General features: G+C 43.3%; 17 protein-coding genes. 2 read left to right on the forward strand and 15 right to left on the reverse strand.

From position 1 onward, the window contains the following. Positions 1–65: 65 nt before the first annotated feature. From HMPREF2918_RS09525 to HMPREF2918_RS09560, 8 genes are all read right to left on the reverse strand, one after another. On the reverse strand, positions 66–692 hold the full coding sequence (locus HMPREF2918_RS09525) for a GNAT family N-acetyltransferase (RefSeq protein ID WP_070505233.1): 627 nt from the start codon (positions 690–692) through the stop codon (positions 66–68). An 83-nt stretch (positions 693–775) separates the two neighbouring features. Next, positions 776–1291, reverse strand: coding sequence for a phosphatase PAP2 family protein (locus HMPREF2918_RS09530; protein ID WP_070595414.1), 516 nt, complete (start codon positions 1289–1291; stop codon positions 776–778). A 609-nt stretch (positions 1292–1900) separates the two neighbouring features. After that, the gene (locus HMPREF2918_RS09535; protein WP_049486256.1) at positions 1901–3661 is read right to left on the reverse strand and encodes an ABC transporter ATP-binding protein; all 1761 of its coding nucleotides are present in this window, start codon (positions 3659–3661) and stop codon (positions 1901–1903) included. Continuing rightward, complete coding sequence (locus tag HMPREF2918_RS09540; RefSeq protein WP_021153784.1) at positions 3654–5456, reverse strand: ABC transporter ATP-binding protein; 1803 nt, start codon at positions 5454–5456, stop codon at positions 3654–3656. The genes HMPREF2918_RS09535 and HMPREF2918_RS09540 overlap by 8 nt, the downstream gene beginning before the upstream one ends. Beyond that, positions 5453–5899 carry a MarR family winged helix-turn-helix transcriptional regulator gene (locus HMPREF2918_RS09545; RefSeq protein ID WP_021153785.1) on the reverse strand — a complete coding sequence of 149 codons (447 nt, stop codon included), beginning with the start codon at positions 5897–5899 and terminating at the stop codon, positions 5453–5455. The genes HMPREF2918_RS09540 and HMPREF2918_RS09545 overlap by 4 nt, the downstream gene beginning before the upstream one ends. A gap of 135 nt (positions 5900–6034) precedes the next feature. Beyond that, positions 6035–6445, reverse strand: a complete 411-nt coding sequence (locus tag HMPREF2918_RS09550) for a peptide deformylase (RefSeq protein WP_024054812.1) — start codon at positions 6443–6445, stop codon at positions 6035–6037. Between the two features lie 247 nt (positions 6446–6692). After that, positions 6693–7592, reverse strand: a complete 900-nt coding sequence (scrK, locus tag HMPREF2918_RS09555) for a fructokinase ScrK (RefSeq protein ID WP_003016958.1) — start codon at positions 7590–7592, stop codon at positions 6693–6695. A 159-nt stretch (positions 7593–7751) separates the two neighbouring features. Continuing rightward, positions 7752–9671: a sucrose-specific PTS transporter subunit IIBC gene (locus HMPREF2918_RS09560; protein WP_070595416.1), complete on the reverse strand. Its 1920-nt coding sequence runs from the start codon at positions 9669–9671 to the stop codon at positions 7752–7754. 377 nt (positions 9672–10048) lie between these two features. Between HMPREF2918_RS09560 and HMPREF2918_RS09565 the strand changes: the two genes are divergently transcribed. After that, positions 10049–11503 carry a sucrose-6-phosphate hydrolase gene (locus HMPREF2918_RS09565; RefSeq protein WP_070595417.1) on the forward strand — a complete coding sequence of 485 codons (1455 nt, stop codon included), beginning with the start codon at positions 10049–10051 and terminating at the stop codon, positions 11501–11503. Continuing rightward, on the forward strand, positions 11484–12449 hold the full coding sequence (locus HMPREF2918_RS09570) for a LacI family DNA-binding transcriptional regulator (RefSeq protein WP_024055083.1): 966 nt from the start codon (positions 11484–11486) through the stop codon (positions 12447–12449). The genes HMPREF2918_RS09565 and HMPREF2918_RS09570 overlap by 20 nt, the downstream gene beginning before the upstream one ends. A 70-nt stretch (positions 12450–12519) precedes the next feature. Here HMPREF2918_RS09570 and nusB read toward each other — a convergent pair whose 3' ends face one another. The 7 genes from nusB to uvrA form a co-directional block, all read right to left on the reverse strand. Then, positions 12520–12951 (reverse strand): transcription antitermination factor NusB, encoded by a 432-nt coding sequence (gene nusB, locus HMPREF2918_RS09575; RefSeq protein WP_003008602.1) that lies wholly within the window; start codon positions 12949–12951, stop codon positions 12520–12522. Then, on the reverse strand, positions 12944–13333 hold the full coding sequence (locus tag HMPREF2918_RS09580; RefSeq protein ID WP_003005404.1) for an Asp23/Gls24 family envelope stress response protein: 390 nt from the start codon (positions 13331–13333) through the stop codon (positions 12944–12946). Before HMPREF2918_RS09580 ends, nusB begins: the two co-directional genes overlap by 8 nt. Before the next feature lie 36 nt (positions 13334–13369). After that, on the reverse strand, positions 13370–13930 hold the full coding sequence (gene efp / locus HMPREF2918_RS09585) for an elongation factor P (protein ID WP_003005479.1): 561 nt from the start codon (positions 13928–13930) through the stop codon (positions 13370–13372). A 165-nt stretch (positions 13931–14095) separates the two neighbouring features. Beyond that, the gene (locus tag HMPREF2918_RS09590; protein ID WP_070595420.1) at positions 14096–15202 is read right to left on the reverse strand and encodes an SPFH domain-containing protein; all 1107 of its coding nucleotides are present in this window, start codon (positions 15200–15202) and stop codon (positions 14096–14098) included. A gap of 8 nt (positions 15203–15210) precedes the next feature. After that, positions 15211–16194 (reverse strand): TIM44-like domain-containing protein, encoded by a 984-nt coding sequence (locus HMPREF2918_RS09595; RefSeq protein ID WP_070595422.1) that lies wholly within the window; start codon positions 16192–16194, stop codon positions 15211–15213. A gap of 56 nt (positions 16195–16250) precedes the next feature. Continuing rightward, entirely contained in the window at positions 16251–17318 is a 1068-nt protein-coding gene (locus HMPREF2918_RS09600; RefSeq protein ID WP_070595425.1) for a M24 family metallopeptidase, read from the reverse strand. Beyond that, on the reverse strand, positions 17315–20140 hold the full coding sequence (gene uvrA, locus HMPREF2918_RS09605) for an excinuclease ABC subunit UvrA (RefSeq protein WP_070595427.1): 2826 nt from the start codon (positions 20138–20140) through the stop codon (positions 17315–17317). Before uvrA ends, HMPREF2918_RS09600 begins: the two co-directional genes overlap by 4 nt. Positions 20141–20151 lie beyond the last annotated feature (11 nt).

Below are 20151 nucleotides of genomic sequence, written 5' to 3' on the forward strand. Positions count from 1 at the left end.
CCGTACTCACCTAAGGAAAGTTTCTAAAATGACTTTGTCATCAATCTGACACTAAGGTTGTATCCTTAGTGTTTTTTTAGTTCTTTCAAGAAATACCAACTACCCATCTCTACTTGGTTAAAGCTAATCTCACTTGAATAGACTTCCTTGTAGCCATTTTTTGTGTAAAAATAGACATTTCCTTTGGTATTGGTATAGAAGGCTAGTTTTTCCCCTTTGATCTCTTCCAAGAAAGGCTCAATTCCTTCTGTCATAAAGCGACTGCCATAGCCCTGCCGTTGGTGTTTAGGGGCGACTGCGAGAAGCATCAAATACCAATCAAAATCTACATTTTGCTCCAATTCCTTATCCGTGTCCTCCATAAATTTAAAGTAGGACAACATATTCTTCAAGGAAATAAACTTGAGCAAACCGAATCCCCCATTTAAGAGATAGGCCCGAAAAGGAATCGGTCCTTTTTGCAACAAGGCAACTGCATATATTTCATCGTTCTTTTCTGCCACAAGGCAAATATGGTGCTTTAGAAAAACCTTTACCAGGATGCGCATCATTGCCTCAACAAAGGCAGGATATTGCTTGGGATCCCGAACCAAATCCTTGATAACTTTTAAAAATAGATAGTCCTCAAAGGCTGTACTGGCTACTCGAACCACCTGATCCAGATCTGCTTTTTCTGCTTTTCTGTACTTCATCTTCTCTCCTATTCTAAGTCCACTTTCCAGTATACACTATCCCTCGCTCTTAGACAAAGGTCAATTTTCAGCAATTTGTTCATTCAAGCCAGCAAAAAGAGTCCTCCCCAGACGAGTCCCAATCCCCAAGCGACGAGGACATCCTTGGGATAATGAACCCCTCCAAGAACTCGGACAAGGGCTAATAGAAGAGATAGGAGCATGGAGCACATTCCAAGCGGAAGCGACAACTGGCAGACACACATGGAGATAATGGTGGCCGAAAAAACATGTCGGCTAGGAAAGGAATGTCCGGATGAATTCTTTTCTAATAAGGGTTGAATCTCCCATTTCTCATAAGGTCTCGGAACATTGACCCAATGACGAAAGAGGCTAAACAAGACAAAACCCGAAGCAGGGATCCAGATAAAAGGCCAGATTTCTCCCATTGAAGTTTTCTTAAAAAACAGCCAACAAAAGACCAGGCCGTAGATGCCTGGCATGGCGAACGTCAAGATTCGATTCGTCCTTTGAAGGACCCGCACACGATGTGGTTTTCTCGCAAAAGGCAGGGTTAGCCAACGATAAAATTTCGGATAATCTTGAAGATTGGGCTTCATGTTGGCACTCCTGTCTTTCATCTTATTTTATACTACTAGTATACGCGATCCTAAGAAAACCTGTCAAGCCAGGCTTCTTTTTTATCCTTTCTTTCTTCTTTTTCACATGATTTAGCACTAAAATCTGATGATTTATCATTTTTCTGTCTCCAAGAAACGTCTTTTCCATTACTATTATCGATAAAAAAATGAGGCTGGGACAAAAGTCCTAGCCTCTTAATTGTTTTTGGATTGTCGAGCAAGACGCAGTGGTTGAGCGAGCTCTACTACACTGGTTTCATCAGCTTTTACAGCCCTACTCAACTGTGCGGAGGTGTGACGACGAAATCGAATTCTAACGAATGACCAATTTCTGTCCCACTCTCTATTTTTCACTTTGTATGTTACGCCCTTTGTATCTTGTTGGAATTGCGACAGGACGAAGGTGGATCGATATTATCCACCTGAGGAGTTAGTGAGTCGTGTCGGCAAGGCACCATTGTGCTTTCCATTACACGAATTGAACACGCCCTAAATGCTGTGTGAAAAAGATAAATTCTCTTGTGAGCATGGCTCACTGCAAGAATTTCCTATTTTCACTTTGCATTTTACGGGCTTTGTATCTTGTTGTTACGCTACTTCTTCTGTGAATTGGCTATTGTAGAGATCAGCATAGAAGCCATTTTGGGTCATGAGTTCTTGGTGATTACCCTGCTCGATAATATTTCCATCTTTCATCACGAGAATCAGATCCGCATTACGAATAGTGGACAAGCGATGGGCAATGACAAAGGAGGTCCGGCCTTCCATGAGTTTGTCCATAGCTTTTTGAATCAACTCTTCTGTACGGGTATCGACAGATGAGGTTGCTTCATCCAAGATAAGAAGCGGAGCATCCTTCAAGAGGGCACGCGCAATGGTCAAGAGTTGCTTTTGACCCACGGACAAGGTCACTGAATCATCTAATACAGTATCATAGCCATTCGGCAAGGTCCGAATAAAGTGATGGACCCCAACCGCTCGGGTTGCTGCTTCCACCGCTTCGTCTGAAATATCCGTTTGATTGAAGACCAGGTTTTCTCGAATGGTCCCCTCAAATAGCCAGGTATCTTGCAAGACCATCGAAAAGGCATCATGAACTTCTTCTCGGCTCATGGCCTTAGTATCCACACCATCGATGGTAATTTTACCAGCTTGAATGTCGTAAAAACGCATCAAGAGATTGACCATGGTCGTCTTACCTGCACCTGTCGGACCAACAATGGCCACCTTCTGTCCTGGCTTAGCTTCAGCTGTAAAGTCATGGATAATAGTCTTATCTGGTGAATAACCAAAGCGAACATGTTCAAAGGTAACATGACCTTTTGGCACTTCCAATTGGCGTGTTTTTTGGGATTCATCTTCCATTTCTTCTTCGTCTAAGAATTCAAAGACACGCCCCATAGCAGCACTAGCTGATTGCAATTGGGTAATGCCTTGAGCCATTTGACTAATTGGTTGGGTAAAGATGCGGACATAGGTCATAAAGGCAACAATGGTCCCGATGGTAATGTCTCCATTAATGGTGAGGACAGCCCCAACGATACAGACCATGACATAGCCGAAATTCCCTACAAACTGCATCAAGGGCATCATGATCCCAGAGAAGAATTGGGATTTCCACATGCTATGGTACAAATCTTGGTTGATGGCATCAAAATGATTTTTGGCTTGGTGACGGCCATTGTAGGAAATGACGATATTGTGGCCACTATAGATTTCTTCAACATAACCTGAAACTTTGGCAAGGTTGTCCTGTTGTTGCTTAAAGAGAGGCTGGCTCTTGACCATAATGATGCTGGAAAGAGCAAAACCTGCAAAGACGGACACAATCGCTGTCACCGCCAAGTGCCAGTCCGTCTTAAACATCATAAGGATGGAGCCAATCAATAAGACAATAGAAGAGACCATTTGAACCAAGCTTTGGTTAAAGGATTGGGTCATCAAATCCACGTCATTGGTCACACGAGACAAGGTATCTCCTTGTTCATGGCTATCAAAATATTGGAGGGGCACGCGATTGATCTTCTCAGCAATGGCATTGCGCAAGCGTTCTGCAAAGCGCTGAATCATGGTTGAGATAATGAAACTACTGCTGTAGGACACCAGTGCTCCAACTCCATAAAGGATGGCTAAGGTCAGGGCAATCGAAGTGATCTTATCAATATCAATGGCGCCTCCCATCCCTTTTGTAATGGTATCTGTAATTTCTTTTAACTTATCCGGTCCAATAACCGTGATTACACTCGATACGATCGAAAAGAGGATAGCAATTAGGAAAAATAGGTGGAAGCCCTTCAAATAGGGAGAAAGTTGGCTCCAAAGGGATGTTTTTTGTTTTGTCTTATGCATGTTCCAACTCCTCCTTAGATAATTGTGAATAGGCAATTTCTTGATAGACTTCATTGGTCGCAAGCAATTCCTTGTGGGTACCTTGACCGACGACCTTCCCTTGATCCAAGACCAAAATCAAATCTGCATCCATAATAGTCGAAATCCGTTGGGCAACGATCAATTTGGTCGTATCTGCAAGCTCTTCTTTCAAGGCTTGTCGCAGGATCCGATCTGTTTTATAATCTAGAGCTGAGAAGGAATCATCAAAGATGAGGATCTCAGGTTTGCGAGCCAGGGCCCGTGCAATGGCCAAGCGTTGCCGTTGACCGCCAGAGAAGTTGCTTCCTCCTTGCGCTACTTCTGTATCCAAGCCTTTTTCTTTTGCGGCCACAAACTCTTTGGCTTGGGCCAATTCAAGAGCTTTCCAGATGGCTTCATCCTCTAATTTTCCTTGACTACTTTCTCCAAATTCCATATTGGAGCGAATAGTGCCGCTAAAGAGCACTGCTTTTTGGGGAATATAGCCGACTTTATTATTCAGTTCTTGGTGGCTATAATTCTTGACATTGATGCCATCCACTAAGATCTTTCCTTCTGTTGCATCGTAAAAGCGCGGAATCAAGTTGACCAAAGTGGATTTCCCAGAACCGGTTGATCCGATGAAGGCAACGGTTTGTCCTTTCTGAGCTGAGAAGGTCACATGTTCAATCACAGCACGGGAAGTCCGTCCATATCGGAAGGAAACATCTTGAAATTCAACGGTACCCTCTTGGCCTGTTGTTTCTTTTGACTCACTTGGGAAGGCTACAGACGGCTCTAAAGCTAAGACCTGGTTGATTCGTTTGGCAGATACCAAGGCACGAGGAAGAATAATCAAGATGGCCACCATCATCATAAAGCCAACGACAACCTGCATGGCGTAAGAGGAGAAGGTGATCATATCGGAGAAGACCTTGGTCCGATCCGCTAATGCAGGACTGGTGAAGATCTTTGTAGGATCTTTTGGCATGGCGATATCATTGATCAAGTGCGCCCCAATCCAGTAGATAGCAAGGGTCAACCCACTTGATACCACTGTCATGACAGGGTTCATCAAAGACATCAAACGATAAACAAAGAGATTTAGACGGGTTAAGCCCTTGTTTTCAGCCTGGAATTTCTCATTTTGATAAGCTTCTGCATTGTAGGCGCGAACCACTCGCACCCCAGTCAAACTCTCCCGTGTCGTCGCATTCAAAGCATCGGTCAAACCTTGAACCTTTTGCTGGCGCGGAAAGGCAATAAGAACCAGAACAGAGAGAAGAATCAAGACCATCAAGACCGCAATCCCAACAGACGTTGTCCAGGCACTGCTCTTCCCCCAAATCTTGGTCAGAGCCCAAATCGCCATAATGGGACCACGCGTCACAACTTGCATCCCCATGACAATCATGATTTGTAACTGGGTCAAATCATTGGTTGTACGAGTCAAGAGAGAGGGAACGGAGAATTTCTTGATCTCGGCATCAGAGTAATCCATCACTTGATGGAAAATCTCTCCTCGAAGTCGCGTCGTAAAGCTGGCAGCGACTCTTGAAGCCAAAAAGCCCACAAAAACTGCCATCAAAAAGCTTCCAAAAGAGAAGAGCAACATCTTGCTTCCCGGATCCATAATATCAGAAACCTTGGTCCCATCCTTGGCTAAGAGGGTCGTGATATCGGATAAGTATTCAGGAGTCTTTAAATCCATCCAAACAGCCAGACAGATAAAGACCGTACTAAGGGCAATCATGCCCCATTCTTTGGCAGTTAACCGCCGAAATATATTGATCATTCCTCGCTCCTTTTTTTCATATTCTCATAAAATTGATGCATGACCCTGAAAAAGATGGCCAATTCTTCTTCTGATACACCAGCCATCATATCCTGGTCCACTTCTTCAAAGAATTGTTTCATGTCATTCAATTTATCTTTTACACTGTCTGTTAGGTAGACATACTTGGCCCGTTTATCGGTTGGACTAGGCTCTAGATAAATAAAGCCATTTTTCTCCATGCGCTTGATCAGGTTACTCGTCACGGATTTTGAGATATGAAGTTCCTGCTCAACATCCCGAATCAAGGTCACTTTCCCCTCCTTTTCACGATGAGATAAAAAGCCCAATACCTGACCTTGGGGTCCTGCGCTAAATTCAAGCCCTCTCTTCTTGGCCTCTCTTTCTACCATGAGGTGAATGAGATGACCGATTTTTTTAAATTCTAGTAAAGGTTTGTCCATCATTTCCTCCAAATAGTTCTCTTAAGAACTTTAAAGTTACTATGAGAACTATTTTAACACAAAAAAGATCCCTGTCAAGAAAAAAGTTTCCATAAGAACTAAAAAAAGGAGCCGAATCGACTCCATCCTTCATCTTTAGATAATAATGCCTTCTAGATGATCCATTTCATGCTGACAGATCTGGGCCGGAAAGCCTGACAAATGAATTGTTTTTGCTTTCCAATTCATATCTCGATAGGCCACTGAAATCTCCTCATAACGAGTGGTCGGCCGACTCCCCACCAAGGACAAGCATCCTTCCTCTGTTTGGTAAGGCTTTTTCTTTTCAAGGAGAACCGGATTAAACAGGACCAAATTTTCACTTCCCATTCGGATGATAATCGCTCGCTTTTTCACCCCGATCATATTGGCTGCTAAACCGACACACTCAAGGAGATGAGCATTTAAGGTGTCCTGCAAATCCAAAGCCAAGGTGCGATCCTCAGGTGTCGCTTCTTCTGACTTTTGACCCAAGAATAAGACATCTTTTACAATATTCTTTTTCATTCCTTCCTCACTTCTTGATAGATAGACGAAAGAAGAGAGTGGGACAGAAATCGGTAATTCGTTAGAATTCGATTTCGTCGTCCCACCTCCGCACAGTTGAGTAGGGCTGTAAAAGCTGATGAAATCAGCGTAGTAGAGCCCACTCAACCACTGCGTCTTGCTCGACAATCCAAAAATAATTGAGAGGCTAGGACTTTTGTCCCAGCCTCCTCGCTCTTGTTTCTAACCTCTAAGAGACAATTGCTGCTTATTTTTTAAGCTTTTCGCTCACTTCTTTTGCAAGGACAAAGTTCCCCAAGGTCGCTGAACCATTGCCGGCAACTGCAGGTGTCACAATATAATCTCTCACATCAGGTACAGGGAGGTAACCGTTCAAGAGGGCAGTAAATTTCGTGCGAACACGATCTAACATATGTTGTTGAGCCATGACTCCTCCTCCAAAGACAATGACGTCTGGGCGGAAGGTAACTGTCGCATTCACTGCTGCTTGTGCGATGTAGTAGGCTTGAATATCCCATACATTGCTGTTGAGTTCAATGTTTTCCCCACGAATACCCGTACGAGCTTCGAGACTAGGACCAGCCGCAAAACCTTCCAAACAGCCATTGTGGAAAGGACAAACACCCTTGAATTCTTTTTCCACATCCATTGGGTGTTGGGCCACATAGTAGTGTCCCATTTCTGGGTGCCCAGCTCCCCCGATAAACTCACCACGTTGGATGACACCAGCTCCGATTCCTGTTCCGATTGTATAGTAAACCAAGTTTTCGATATGACCACCCGCATTGTTGCGTGCGACCACTTCTCCATAGGCAGAACTATTCACATCTGTTGTGAAATAGATAGGTACATTCAAGGCACGACGGAAGGCCCCAACGATATCTACATTGGCCCAATTTGGTTTTGGAGTCGTTGTGATGAAACCATAAGTGTTTGAATTTGGATCGATATCAATTGGTCCAAATGAACCAATCGCAAGCCCAACTAGATCCTCAAATTTTGAGAAAAATTCAATACACTTATCAATCGTCTCAATTGGCTTGGTTGTTGGAAATTGTACTTTTTCCACAACATTATAGTTTTCATCACCAACCGCACAAACAAATTTTGTACCGCCAGCTTCCAAACTTCCATATAATTTTGTCATGTTGGCTCCTTTTTTATTATGAAAAATATCCTGTATTTATTATAGCATATTTTGTAGTCAATCTTTTTCTCTTCTCTAAAGAAAAAACACACTTTTTTTGAGAAATAAAATTCAAGGACTGGAGATGATAGACCAGTCCTTGAAAACTTATTGTTTCGATTAAGCTTTGACTTCGATGATCGCATCACCCTTCGCAACAGATCCAGTTGCAACAGGTGTGACAGAAGCATAGTCAGCTGTGTTAGTGACGATCACCATAGTTGTGTCTTCAAGACCAGCTGCGGCAATTTTCGCTGCATCAAATGTACCAAGGACATCACCAGCTTTCACTTTATCACCTTGAGCTACTTTTTGATCAAATCCTTCACCGTTCATTGATACGGTATCAATCCCAACGTGGATCAAGATTTCAGCACCATTAGCGGTCTTCAAACCGTAAGCGTGACCAGTTGCAAAAGCAATGGTTACTTCAGCATCAGCTGGTGCATAGACAACGCCTTCAGTTGGTTTGATGGCAATTCCTTGTCCCATCGCTCCACTTGAGAAGACAGGATCATTCACATCAGACAAAGCAACAGCTTGACCAACGATCGGAGAGATAATGGTTTCGTCTTGAAGAGATGCTGGAAGAGCTCCAGTTGTTTCTTCTTCAATAATAGCTTCTGCTTCTTTGTCCTCTGCAGGAACTGATGAAGCTTCATCTTCATAACCAAACATATAAGTCAAACCGAAACTTAGGGCAGTTGTAAATACAACCATAAATACATATTTCAATAATTGACCGTTTAGATAGAGAAGCGTTCCTGGAATAATTGTAATACCAAATCCTGTACCAGCAAGATTTAACATAGATGCAATCCAACCACCTACTGCACCTGCTCCCAAAGCAATAACGAATGGTTTCACATAACGCAAGTTTACACCAAAGATTGCAGGCTCAGTAATACCTAACAAGGCAGAGATAGTTGCAGGAAATGCTAGAGCTTTCACTTTTTGAGATTTAGATTTCACTGCCACTGCTAAAGTAGCTCCAGCTTGTGCAGTCATAGCCGCTGTAATAATTGCATTAAATGGATCTTTTTTATCTGCAGTAATTAATTGTGATTCAAGAAGATTAAAGATATGATGGACGCCGGTAACGACAATCAACTGATGAACGCCACCAATAAGAAGACCTGCAAGACCAAATGGTAAATTCAAAATAAACTTAGTTACATTTAGTACATATTCTTCGATACTGTGGAAGAATGGACCAATAATAAACAAAGCGAGGAATGACATGATTGTCAATGTGAATAATGGAACCAATAACAAATCTAAGATATCTGGAATTTTCTTATGGAGCCACTTTTCAAGTTTCGCACCAATTAGACCAACGAAGAAAGCGGGAAGAACTGAGTTCTGGAATCCAACCACATGATGGAAGATACCAAAGTATGTTGCTGCTTTAGAAGGATCTTCCGCTACAACCCACGCATTTGGAAGTGTCGGACTAACCATCATCAAACCAATTACAATCCCAAGAACAGGATTTCCTCCGAATACTCGGAATGCAGACCATGAAATCAAGGCTGGGAAGAAGGCAAACGCGGTATCAGTTAAAATTGTTGAATAGGTATAAAAATCAGTAGATTTAAATGCATCTGCTGTTGTGCCAAACAAAGCCAAAACCTGGTCTTGAGCAATGGCACCACGAATCCCCATAAACAATCCAGTCGCAACAATTGCTGGTAGAATTGGAACAAAAACGTCTCCAAAGGTACGGATCGCGCGTTGGAACCAGTTTCCTTGTTTAGCGGCTTCTGCTTTCATTTCATCTTTTGATGATGTTGGTAAGCCAAGAGCTACTACTTCATCATAGATCTTGTTTACAGTACCAGTACCAAAGATGATTTGGTATTGACCTGAGTTAAAGAAAGCACCTTGTACTTTTTCAATGTTCTCAACAACATCTTTGTTGATTTTTGATTCATCTTTTACCATCACGCGAAGACGAGTCGCACAGTGAGCAACACTGCTAACGTTCTCAACCCCACCGATTGCATCGATGACCTGCTTTGCAATTTCTGTATTTGACATTTTGCAAAAATCTCCTTATTTTTTGTAATGTAAACGGTTAAATCGTTTCTACGTTTTTAATTGTACCACGTATTGAAAATATGTCAAGCGTTTTGCAGGATTTTTTTGAAACTTTTTTGGACTTTTTGACACCTTTTGACAGTATGAAACTATTTTCATTTTAAAACAGGCCTGTACTACGCTTTTTAGCACTTTAAATCAGACTTTTATTTTCATTTTCTTTCATATTTTCATAAATTTTCAACTTCTCCTCTTTTCTTCAGGCTGCAAAATAGCTGTCAATCGTTTGACATTTTTTGCCATTTTTTTCATTTATCGCTTGCATTTTTAATAGGAAATCGGTACTATGGAAGTAAGAAAAAATTCGGAGGAATAAAATGGAATGGACAACTGAACGTCGTTACAGACGTTACGAAGACTGGACAAAAGAGGAAAAGCAAGCCATCCAAGATCATATGGCCAAATCTCCTTGGCATACACACTATCATGTTGAGCCAAAAGCTGGTCTCTTAAATGATCCTAACGGTTTTTCCTACTTTGATGGAAAATGGATCTTGTTTTACCAAAATTTCCCATTTGGTGCAGCCCATGGGTTAAAATCATGGGTACAAACAGAAAGTGAAGACTTGGTTCATTTCAAAGAAACTGGTGTAACGCTTCTTCCAGACACAGATCTGGATAGCCATGGAGCTTATTCCGGATCAGCCATGCAGTTTGGTGACAAACTATTCTTATTCTACACCGGAAATGTTCGTGATGCAGAATGGGTTCGTCATCCTTACCAAGTCGGTGCTTTGATGGATAAAGACGGCAAGATTGAAAAAATTGACAAAATCTTGATTGATCAACCGGCTGACTCTACGGATCACTTTCGTGACCCACAGATTTTTAATTTCAAAGGTCAATTCTACGCTATCGTTGGTGGTCAAGACCTTGAGAAGAAAGGATTCATCCGTCTCTATAAGGCTGTAGATAATGACTATTCCAACTGGGTTACAGTCGGTGACTTGGATTTTGCAAACGATCGGACAGCTTATATGATGGAATGTCCCAACCTAGTCTTTGTAGGAGACCAACCCGTTCTCCTATACTGCCCTCAAGGCTTAGATAAAGCCGTTCTCGATTATGACAATATCTATCCAAATATGTACAAGATTGGGGCAAGCTTTGACCCAGAAAAGGCCAAAATGGTTGATGTATCTGAATTGCATAATCTCGACTATGGTTTTGATGCCTATGCGACTCAAGGATTTAATGCTCCCGATGGACGTGCCTATACTGTTAGCTGGCTAGGTCTTCCAGACGTTTCTTATCCAACGGATTCCTATGACTACCAAGGAGCTCTCTCACTGGTCAAAGAATTAACCATCAAAGATGGCAAGCTCTACCAATACCCAGTTGAAGCGATCAAGGACTTGCGCGCTAAGAGTGAGGAATTTGCCAACAAGGCACAAACCAAGAACTGCTATGAATTGGAATTGCAGTTTGAAAAGGATAGTCAGAACGAAATCGTCCTCTTTGCCGATGCAGAAGGAAAGGGCTTAGCTCTCACATTTGATCTGGCTAAAGGATTGGTCACAGTCGATCGTAGCCAGGCTGGTGAGCAATATGCCCAAGACTTCGGTACGAGCCGTAGCTGCACAATCGCTAACCAAGCGACAACCGCTAATATTTTCATTGACAATTCGATATTTGAAATCTTTATCAATAAAGGAGAAAAAGTATTTTCTGGTCGGGTCTACCCACATGCAGATCAAAATGGAATCTTGATCAAGTCTGGAACCCCTACTGGAACTTACTACGAACTTGATTATGGTCGCAAAGCTAACTGATGTCGCCAAACTCGCCGGTGTCAGCCCTACTACTGTCTCACGGGTCATCAATAAAAAAGGATACCTGTCTGAAAAAACGATCCAAAAAGTCCAAGAAGCCATGCGAGAATTGGGCTATAAACCTAACAATGTTGCTCGTAGCCTCCAAGGAAAATCAGCCAAGTTAGTCGGCTTGATCTTTCCCAACATCAGCAATGTTTTCTATGCTGAATTAATTGACAAACTAGAGCACCAACTCTTCAAACACGGCTATAAAACCATCATCTGCAATAGTGAACATGACTCTGAAAAAGAGCGCGAATACATTGAAATGTTGGAGGCCAACCAGGTAGATGGCATCATTTCAGGAAGTCATAATTTGGGCATTGAAGATTACAACCGGGTAACTGCTCCTATCATTGCTTTTGACCGCAACCTCTCCCCAGAAATTCCGGTTGTCTCTTCAGACAACTACGCTGGCGGGGTGCTTGCAGCAGAAACTTTAGTAAAAACCGGAGCCCGAAAGATTATCATGATCACAGGGAATGACAACTCCAACTCCCCAACAGGCTTGCGTCATGCGGGGTTTGCATCGGTTCTACCTGAGTCCATGATCATTAATGTTTCCAGTGATTTCTCCCCTATTCGCAAAGAAATGGAAATCAAACAGATTTTAACCCACCACAAACCAGATGCCATTTTCGCCTCCGATGATTTGACGGCGATCTTGATCATGAAAGTCGCTAGAGAATTAGATATTCAGATTCCCCAGGATTTGAAAGTGATTGGTTATGATGGAACCCAGTTCATTGAGACCTATACACCTGAACTGACAACCATCCAACAACCCCTCGAAGACATTGCTATCCTCATGGTGGATCTTTTACTCCAAAAGATCGAAGGAAAAAAAGTAGCGACTACCGGTTATTTCTTGCCCGTTAGTCTCCACTCTGGAAAAAGTGTCTAAAAGCAGTATCCCCTCAGTAGAAACTGTGGGGATATTTTTCACAAAAAAAGAGCCATCGGCTCTTTTTTAATTATTCTTCTGTCACAAATTGACTGAGGACACCGTTGACAAATCGTGAAGAGGTTTCATCTGAAAAGGCCTTGGCCAATTCCACCGCTTCATTGACTGCGACGATCTGTGGTGTATCAAACTCTGTCATTTCGTAAATTCCCAGACGAAGGATGTTTTTCTCTACCAAGGTCAAGCGCTCAACAGTCCAGCCGGTTTTCAAATGTTGACCGATTTGCTGGTCCAGTTGATCTTTGGATTGGTAGACACCCGTCACGAGATTCATGAGAAAGGCAGGAAGATCGACTTCTTTGTCTTCTGCTAGGTCCTTATCATGTAGATAAGCAAAACGACAAGCTTCAACAATGTCTCCATCGTATTCCAAGGCCATCAAGGCTTGGAAGGCGCGCTCACGCAAATCTCGACGTGATTCTAATAAAATTTCATCAGTCATTGAGGAAGTCCTCATTAAACAAATCTTTCAAGTCTGGTTTTGGAGATTTTTCCGTTGCGATACCAACAACGTGAATGTTGACAGCATCCAAGGTTACATCTGCCATATCATAAACTGCTGACTTGACCGCTTTTTGAATGGCTACAGCGACAGATGGTACAGCCACTCCGTATTCTAAATAGAGATAGATGTCTACTGAAACTTGACCATCTTCTTCTGTATGAAGGTAGACGCCACGTCCAAGGGAGCGTTTGGATAAGCTATCTGAAACACTCTTGTTTTCAAGCGAATAGACACCCTCAACTTTTGCTGTCGCAATCGCAATAATTTTTTCTAATACACGTGGTGCAATAACGATGTCACCAAATTGTTCAGTTGCCATAGAAGTTCCTTTCTATTTGACACCCTGAGATGTCTCTTATGCACGAGAAACGTAAGTTCCTTCAGTAGTGTTAATGACCAATTTTTGTCCAGCTTCGATGAAGTCAGGAACGTTTACGACCAAACCAGTTTCCATTGTAGCAGGTTTACCAGAACCAGTCACTGTAGCACCTTTGATAGATGGTTGAGTTTCTGCAACAGTTAATTCAACAGTTGTAGGAACTGTTACACCGATGACTTCGCTTCCGTAGAATTGAATTTTTACTTCTGAGTTTTCAAGGATGTAAAGCAATTCTTGTTCTACGTTCACAACTGGAATTTCATATTGGTCATATGTTTCAGTGTTCATGAAGTAGGCTGTATCATCCATTTTGTACAAGTATTGAGCTGGAACAGTTTCGATAATCGCTTGTTCAAATTTTTCTTCTGGACGGTAGCTTGTATCAAATGTTGAACCAGTACGGACATCACGCAATTTCATACGCATGATAGTGTTTCCTTTACCTGGTTTGTGGTGGCTAGCTTCCAAAACGCGGATCAATTTTCCGTCAGCTGTTTCAAAAGTCATACCAGCTTTCAATTTACTTGCTTCGATCATGTTTTATTACCTCTTTTTTAAAAATAGATTACTCTTTATTGTAACACACTATTTGATTTTTCTCAAACAGCAATTTTCTCTTTTTCGGAAGGCTAGAAGGCGGAGAGAGATTACAGGAACGAGTCCTTAGAATCTCTATATCTCCAACTCCATCTTCACTATTCCTTATTGGTCCACAGGCACAATATTACCATCCGCATCTTTGGTGACATGGACATATTTTCCATCTACTTCAATGTAGAAGGTATGTGGCTTGTCTTGAGCTGGAGAGGCTTGTTTTTGAAGGTCATTACCAAGGGATTGACCCAAATTCATCCCCATGATCATGTTCATGCCATTGCCACCTTCATTTTTAGCAGCTGCGACCAAAGCTTCATTGCGAGCACGACGTTCTTCGATTTCAATGGTATTGTACTTCATCGCCGCCAATTCACTGTCCAGTTTATTGACCTTGGCCATACTGTCTGCATCATAGCTCAAATCTTCAATGAGGACATTGGTTAATTCGATACCATATAATTCTGTCCAAGTTTTGTTGACTTCGCGTTTTGCAACTTCATTAAAAACATCTTGGTCCGCATTGATGTTGTAAATATCCGCCTTATTTTCTGCTGTATATTTTGAAATGGCCACTGCAATTTTTGGTGCCAGATTTTGGCGCAAGGTGCCCTGAGCCACATCTTCCAAGGTAAACGGCTTATCTGCAGTGATTTGACGACTGACTGCACTGATGTAAAAGAGTACAGGATCTGCCACTTTAACATCATAAAGACCATAAAAACGAATACTGAGAAGCTGTTGGTAACGGTCGCTAAAGTACTCGACTGGATTTTGAGTGCCAAATTTATTTCCTGTAAAAGGTTGCATCCGCACAAAAATAATTTCTTGTTGGGTGACCACTTGGCCTCCAAACGAGAAGCGGTTCTTGAACTGATCCCACGTTCCTTTCACACCACCTTTTTCAAACAACCAGGCATTTTCACCGGCTTGCCATTCGTGGCTCCCTGCTTCTAGAAGGTCTCCTAGAAACGTTCCATTATTGACCAAGAGAGCAACATAGCCTTGAGGAACAATGACAACAGATCCATCTGTCAATAGACCTGTATTTTGGTTGCTCTGGCGAGAGCGCCCATCTGGATCTTTGGTCAAGAGCTGTCCCTTAATGGCCAAAGCTGTTGCTGGAACAGCTTCTGGCAAGGTAATGGCTTCCTTAAATTTACTATCTTGAAAACTTGAAATGCCCGCTGAAAGGGCTGCTTTAATAAATCCCATACATTCTCCTATCTGTAGAATTCAATTTCATCCACAACTTCGTAGACATCCAAGACCCAATCTTTTGGATTGTGCTTCAAGGATGCTTGGCAATATTCACACTTGTCGATTGAATCAATCGTCAATGGCGCACCACAGTTCGGACAATGATCACTAACGACTTCTGAATTCTTAATGATCTCTGTCTGCGCTCCATGTTCACGGAGGAAGACCATGCGGTAAACGGTAAAGAGATCTTTGGTTGGATCCCCTTCGATCACACGACCCGTTTCATCATTTCGGATGTAATCTCTCATCGTCGATGACAGAATGACTTCGATGCGGTCATTGCCTTCTGGATTTTCGATAAAGTCTTTGATCTTGGAATCTTCCACACGCACGCGCTCTAGAACATTGGTTGTTTTGGCACGAATATGTTCTTGTAACTGCGTCAAGTGCTGCTCATAAAGACTCGTACTTTCTAAGTTCCGCACAGAATTCCAATCTTTTTCTGTCCAAGCAGACTGTAATTGAAGATAAACCAGCTTGACTTGCGACAAGAAGCGGTCTTCATCAAACATTGGATCCAGTTTACGGATGCGGCGAATCGCTTCATAGTTGTTTTCAATTGGTCGACCGGCCCGCTCTTCGGTTGTCCGTTTTGGACCACTATTTGAAGAGAATGATTCATCACTATCATTAGCCTCTTTTGCAATATTATAGATAAATCCAATCAATCCAACGATAGCAAAAACTGCCACTACACCACCAGAGTCTGTTCCAGAACTAGAACTGTAGCTACTGGATCCACCAGACCAACTGCTGCCACCAGACCAACTACTTCCGCCATCGGACCAGCTACTGCCACCATCGGACCAACTGCTACCGCCACCTGAATCAATCAAGCTACTGCCACCACTATCTGTATTACCGACACCTGCATGGGCAGAAGGAGCAAATACAAATAGCAGGACTACTAGAAAAATTCCAACTATTACACTTCGTTTTTTCATAGGCCTCTTTTCTTATCTTTGTTTGTTACACAGGGGTTAAGAAAATACTGTCTATTTTATAGGACAATCAATTCTTTAGGAGCAAGGGTCAAGACTTCACAGCCTGTTTCTGTGATCAAGAGGTCATCTTCGATCCGCACACCAGAGAGACCTTCGATATAAATACCTGGCTCATCTGTTAAGACCATCCCTGCTTGAATCGCTTCTTTAGACGTTTGGCTGAAATATGGTTCTTCGTGGATATCTAGCCCAATTCCATGACCGATTCCATGAGTAAAATATTGGCCATAGCCGGCTGCCTCGATCACATCACGTGGGATTTTATCAAAATATCGGAAGCCAAGTCCATCTTTAGCAGCAGCAATCAAGGCTTGATTGGCTTTCAAAACAGTTTCGTAAATTTCTCTTTCCTTGTCGCTGACATGACCCGCATAGATAGTCCGTGTCATATCGCTGACATAGTGGTCATACAAGCAACCAAAATCAAGGGTCAAGGCATCTCCTGCTGAAATCACTCGATCACTTGGAGTCGCGTGAGGCATCGCAGAGCGTTCACCAGCTGCTGAAATAATATCGAAAGATACACCAGAAGCTCCCAACTCCCGCATTCTAAAATCGAGGAAAGTCGCTGCTTCCAACTCTGTCGTTTTCCCTACCTTAATATAGTCTAAAATATCATGGAAGGCTTGGTCAGAGATGCTACAAGCTTTTTTAATGGCCGCAATCTCCGTTTCATCCTTAATCAAGCGCAATTCCATGACAAAGTTCGCTAGGGATTGAAGGCTGATGCCACTGAAAACAGAAGCCATACGGGCATGGTAGGCTACCGTCACTTCGTCCTCAAAACCAAGTTCTTTGATTCCAAGATCCTTAACGATCTCTGCAGCTGCAGTCAACTCATCGCGAGTTTCCACAATCTCTACAAAGGGGAAACAAGTCGCATGAGCATGGATGGTGTAGCGCGAATCCGTAAAGAGGACCACGCGTTCTTCTGTCACCAAAGCAGTCCCGTTTGAACCCCAGAAATTGGTCAAATAATAAACATTTTTCAAATTGTTAATCAATACCGCTTTGAGGTTTTGGGCTTTCATTTTGCTTCTTAAGTTGCTGATCCGTTGATTCATTGTAATTTTCCTTTCAAATATTGTCCTGTGTAGCTAGCAGGATTTGTTGCTACTTCTTCTGGTGTTCCGGTCGCAATAATAGTTCCGCCACCGACACCGCCTTCGGGTCCTAAATCGATGATATGATCTGCTGTCTTAATGACATCCAAATTGTGCTCAATCACAAGGACCGTATTGCCATCATCCACAAATCGCTCTAAGACTTTGATCAAGCGAGAAATGTCTTCAGTATGGAGTCCGGTCGTTGGTTCATCCAAGATATAGAAGGATTTCCCTGTAGAGCGCTTGTGCAATTCAGAAGCCAACTTCATCCGCTGCGCTTCCCCACCTGAAAGGGTGGTCGCTGGTTGCCCCAGCGTTACATAGCCCAAGCCCACATCTTGGATGGTCTTGAGTTTGCGTTCAATTTTTGGAATGTGCTTGAAGAATTCAACTGCCTTATTGACCGTCATATCCAGCACTTCTGCAATATTTTTTTCCTTGTAGTGGACTTCGAGGGTCTCACTATTGTAACGACGTCCATGGCAGACCTCACAAGGAACAAAGACATCCGGCAAGAAGTGCATTTCAATCTTGATGATCCCATCTCCTGAGCAGGCTTCACAACGCCCGCCCTTGACATTGAAACTAAAGCGGCCTTTTTTATAGCCCCGAATTTTGGCTTCATTGGTCTGAGCAAAGAGATCGCGAATGTCATCAAAGACGCCTGTATAGGTCGCTGGATTGGAACGAGGAGTGCGACCAATCGGGCTTTGATCAATGTCGATCAAGCGATCGATATGCTCAATCCCCTGAATCGTCTTGTATTTCCCTGGTTTTTCCGAATTGCGGTTGAGCTTTTGAGCGATGGCTTTTTTCAAGATGCCATTGATCAAGGTCGATTTTCCAGAACCGGAAACTCCAGTGACTGCGATGAATTTTCCTAGAGGAAAGCGTGCTGTGATGTCTTGTAAGTTATTCTCACTGGCCCCCGTAATTTCAATAGAACGGCCATTTCCTGAACGGCGCTCTGTTGGAACCGGAATCTTGCGCTTGCCGGACAAATACTGGCCAGTGATGGATTTGCTGTTGCGAGCCACCTGCTTTGGAGTTCCAGCCGCAACGATCTCTCCCCCAAAGACACCGGCACCTGGGCCGACGTCGATCAGGTAGTCTGCCTCTCTCATGGTATCTTCATCATGTTCGACGACGATCAAGGTGTTGCCTAAATCGCGCATCTTCTTGAGACTGGCAATCAGGCGGTCATTGTCCCTTTGATGGAGGCCGATAGACGGCTCATCCAAGATATAAAGGACACCAGAGAGGTTGGACCCGATCTGGGTTGCCAAGCGAATGCGCTGGCTTTCTCCACCTGATAAGGTCCCAGCAGATCGTGACAAGGTCAAGTAATTGAGCCCCACATTGTTTAAGAAGGTCAAGCGATCCTTGATCTCTTTTAGGATCGGTCTTGCAATCGTAGCTTCATTGTCCGTTAAGACCAGCTGGTCCACGGCTTTTAAGTGGTCCGCAATTGATAGATCTGACACTTCCCCGATATGCATCCCCTTTTCTCCTCCGACACGAACAGAGAGAGCTTGGTCATTGAGACGGTAGCCGTGGCAGGTCGCACAGGTCAATTCGTTCATATAAGAGCGCATTTGGTTGCGGGTGAAATCACTATTGGTCTCACGGAAACGACGGTGAATATTGTTTACGACCCCTTCAAAAGGAATCTCGATATCTCGAACTCCACCAAACTCATTTTCATAGTGGAAGTGGAATTCCTTCCCGTTTGACCCATAGAGAACCAAGTCCTTTTCTTCTTGAGAAAGATCTGAGAAAGGCTGATCCATATCAATGCCAAAATGGATCATGGCCTGCTCCAGCATCTGAGGATAGTAGTTGGAAGAGATCGGATTCCAAGGAGCAAGAGCTCCTTCACGAAGGGTTAAGCGATCATCTGGCACCACCAAATCCAAGTCCACCTCTAGCTTAATACCCAGCCCATCACAGTCTGGACAGGAGCCGAAAGGCGCATTGAAAGAAAAGAGACGGGGCTCTAATTCAGGAACGGTAAAGCCACAGACTGGACAAGCATAATGCTCCGAAAAGAGCAGTTCCTTTCCATCCATAGTATCAATCACCACATAACCGTCCGCTATCCGAAGAGCTGCCTCAATCGAATCAAAGAGACGCGAGCGGATGCCCTCTTTGATCACGATCCGGTCCACCACCACTTCAATCGTGTGCTGTTTGCTTTTAGACAGTTCTGGGACCTCTGTCACATCATAGATCTCACCGTCAACTCGAACCCGAACATAGCCGTCTTTTTGGACTTTTTCAATGATATTCTTGTGCTGGCCTTTTTTCTTGCGGATAATGGGAGCTAGAATTTGCAGGCGTTGGCGCTCTGGTAATTCCAAGACTTGATCGACAATTTGCTCAACCGAAGAAGCGGTAATAGCGCCATGTCCATTGATACAATAAGGCGTCCCTACACGCGCATAGAGCAGGCGCAGGTAGTCATTGATCTCTGTTGCCGTCCCCACTGTAGAACGTGGGTTTTTACTGGTCGTTTTTTGGTCGATGGAAATGGCTGGACTCAAGCCGTCAATAGAGTCGACATCTGGTTTTTCCATATTTCCCAAGAACTGCCGGGCATAGGCCGATAAGCTCTCTACGTAGCGGCGCTGACCTTCTGCATAGAGGGTATCAAAGGCAAGACTGGACTTTCCAGATCCAGACAAACCCGTCACCACGACTAATTTGTCCCGTGGAATTTCCACGTCTATATTTTTTAAATTATGGGCACGTGCCCCATGAATGACAATTTTATCTTGCATGTTCTTACTCT

The organism is Streptococcus sp. HMSC065C01, from assembly GCF_001813525.1.
GTDB classification, from domain to species: domain Bacteria; phylum Bacillota; class Bacilli; order Lactobacillales; family Streptococcaceae; genus Streptococcus; species Streptococcus parasanguinis_V.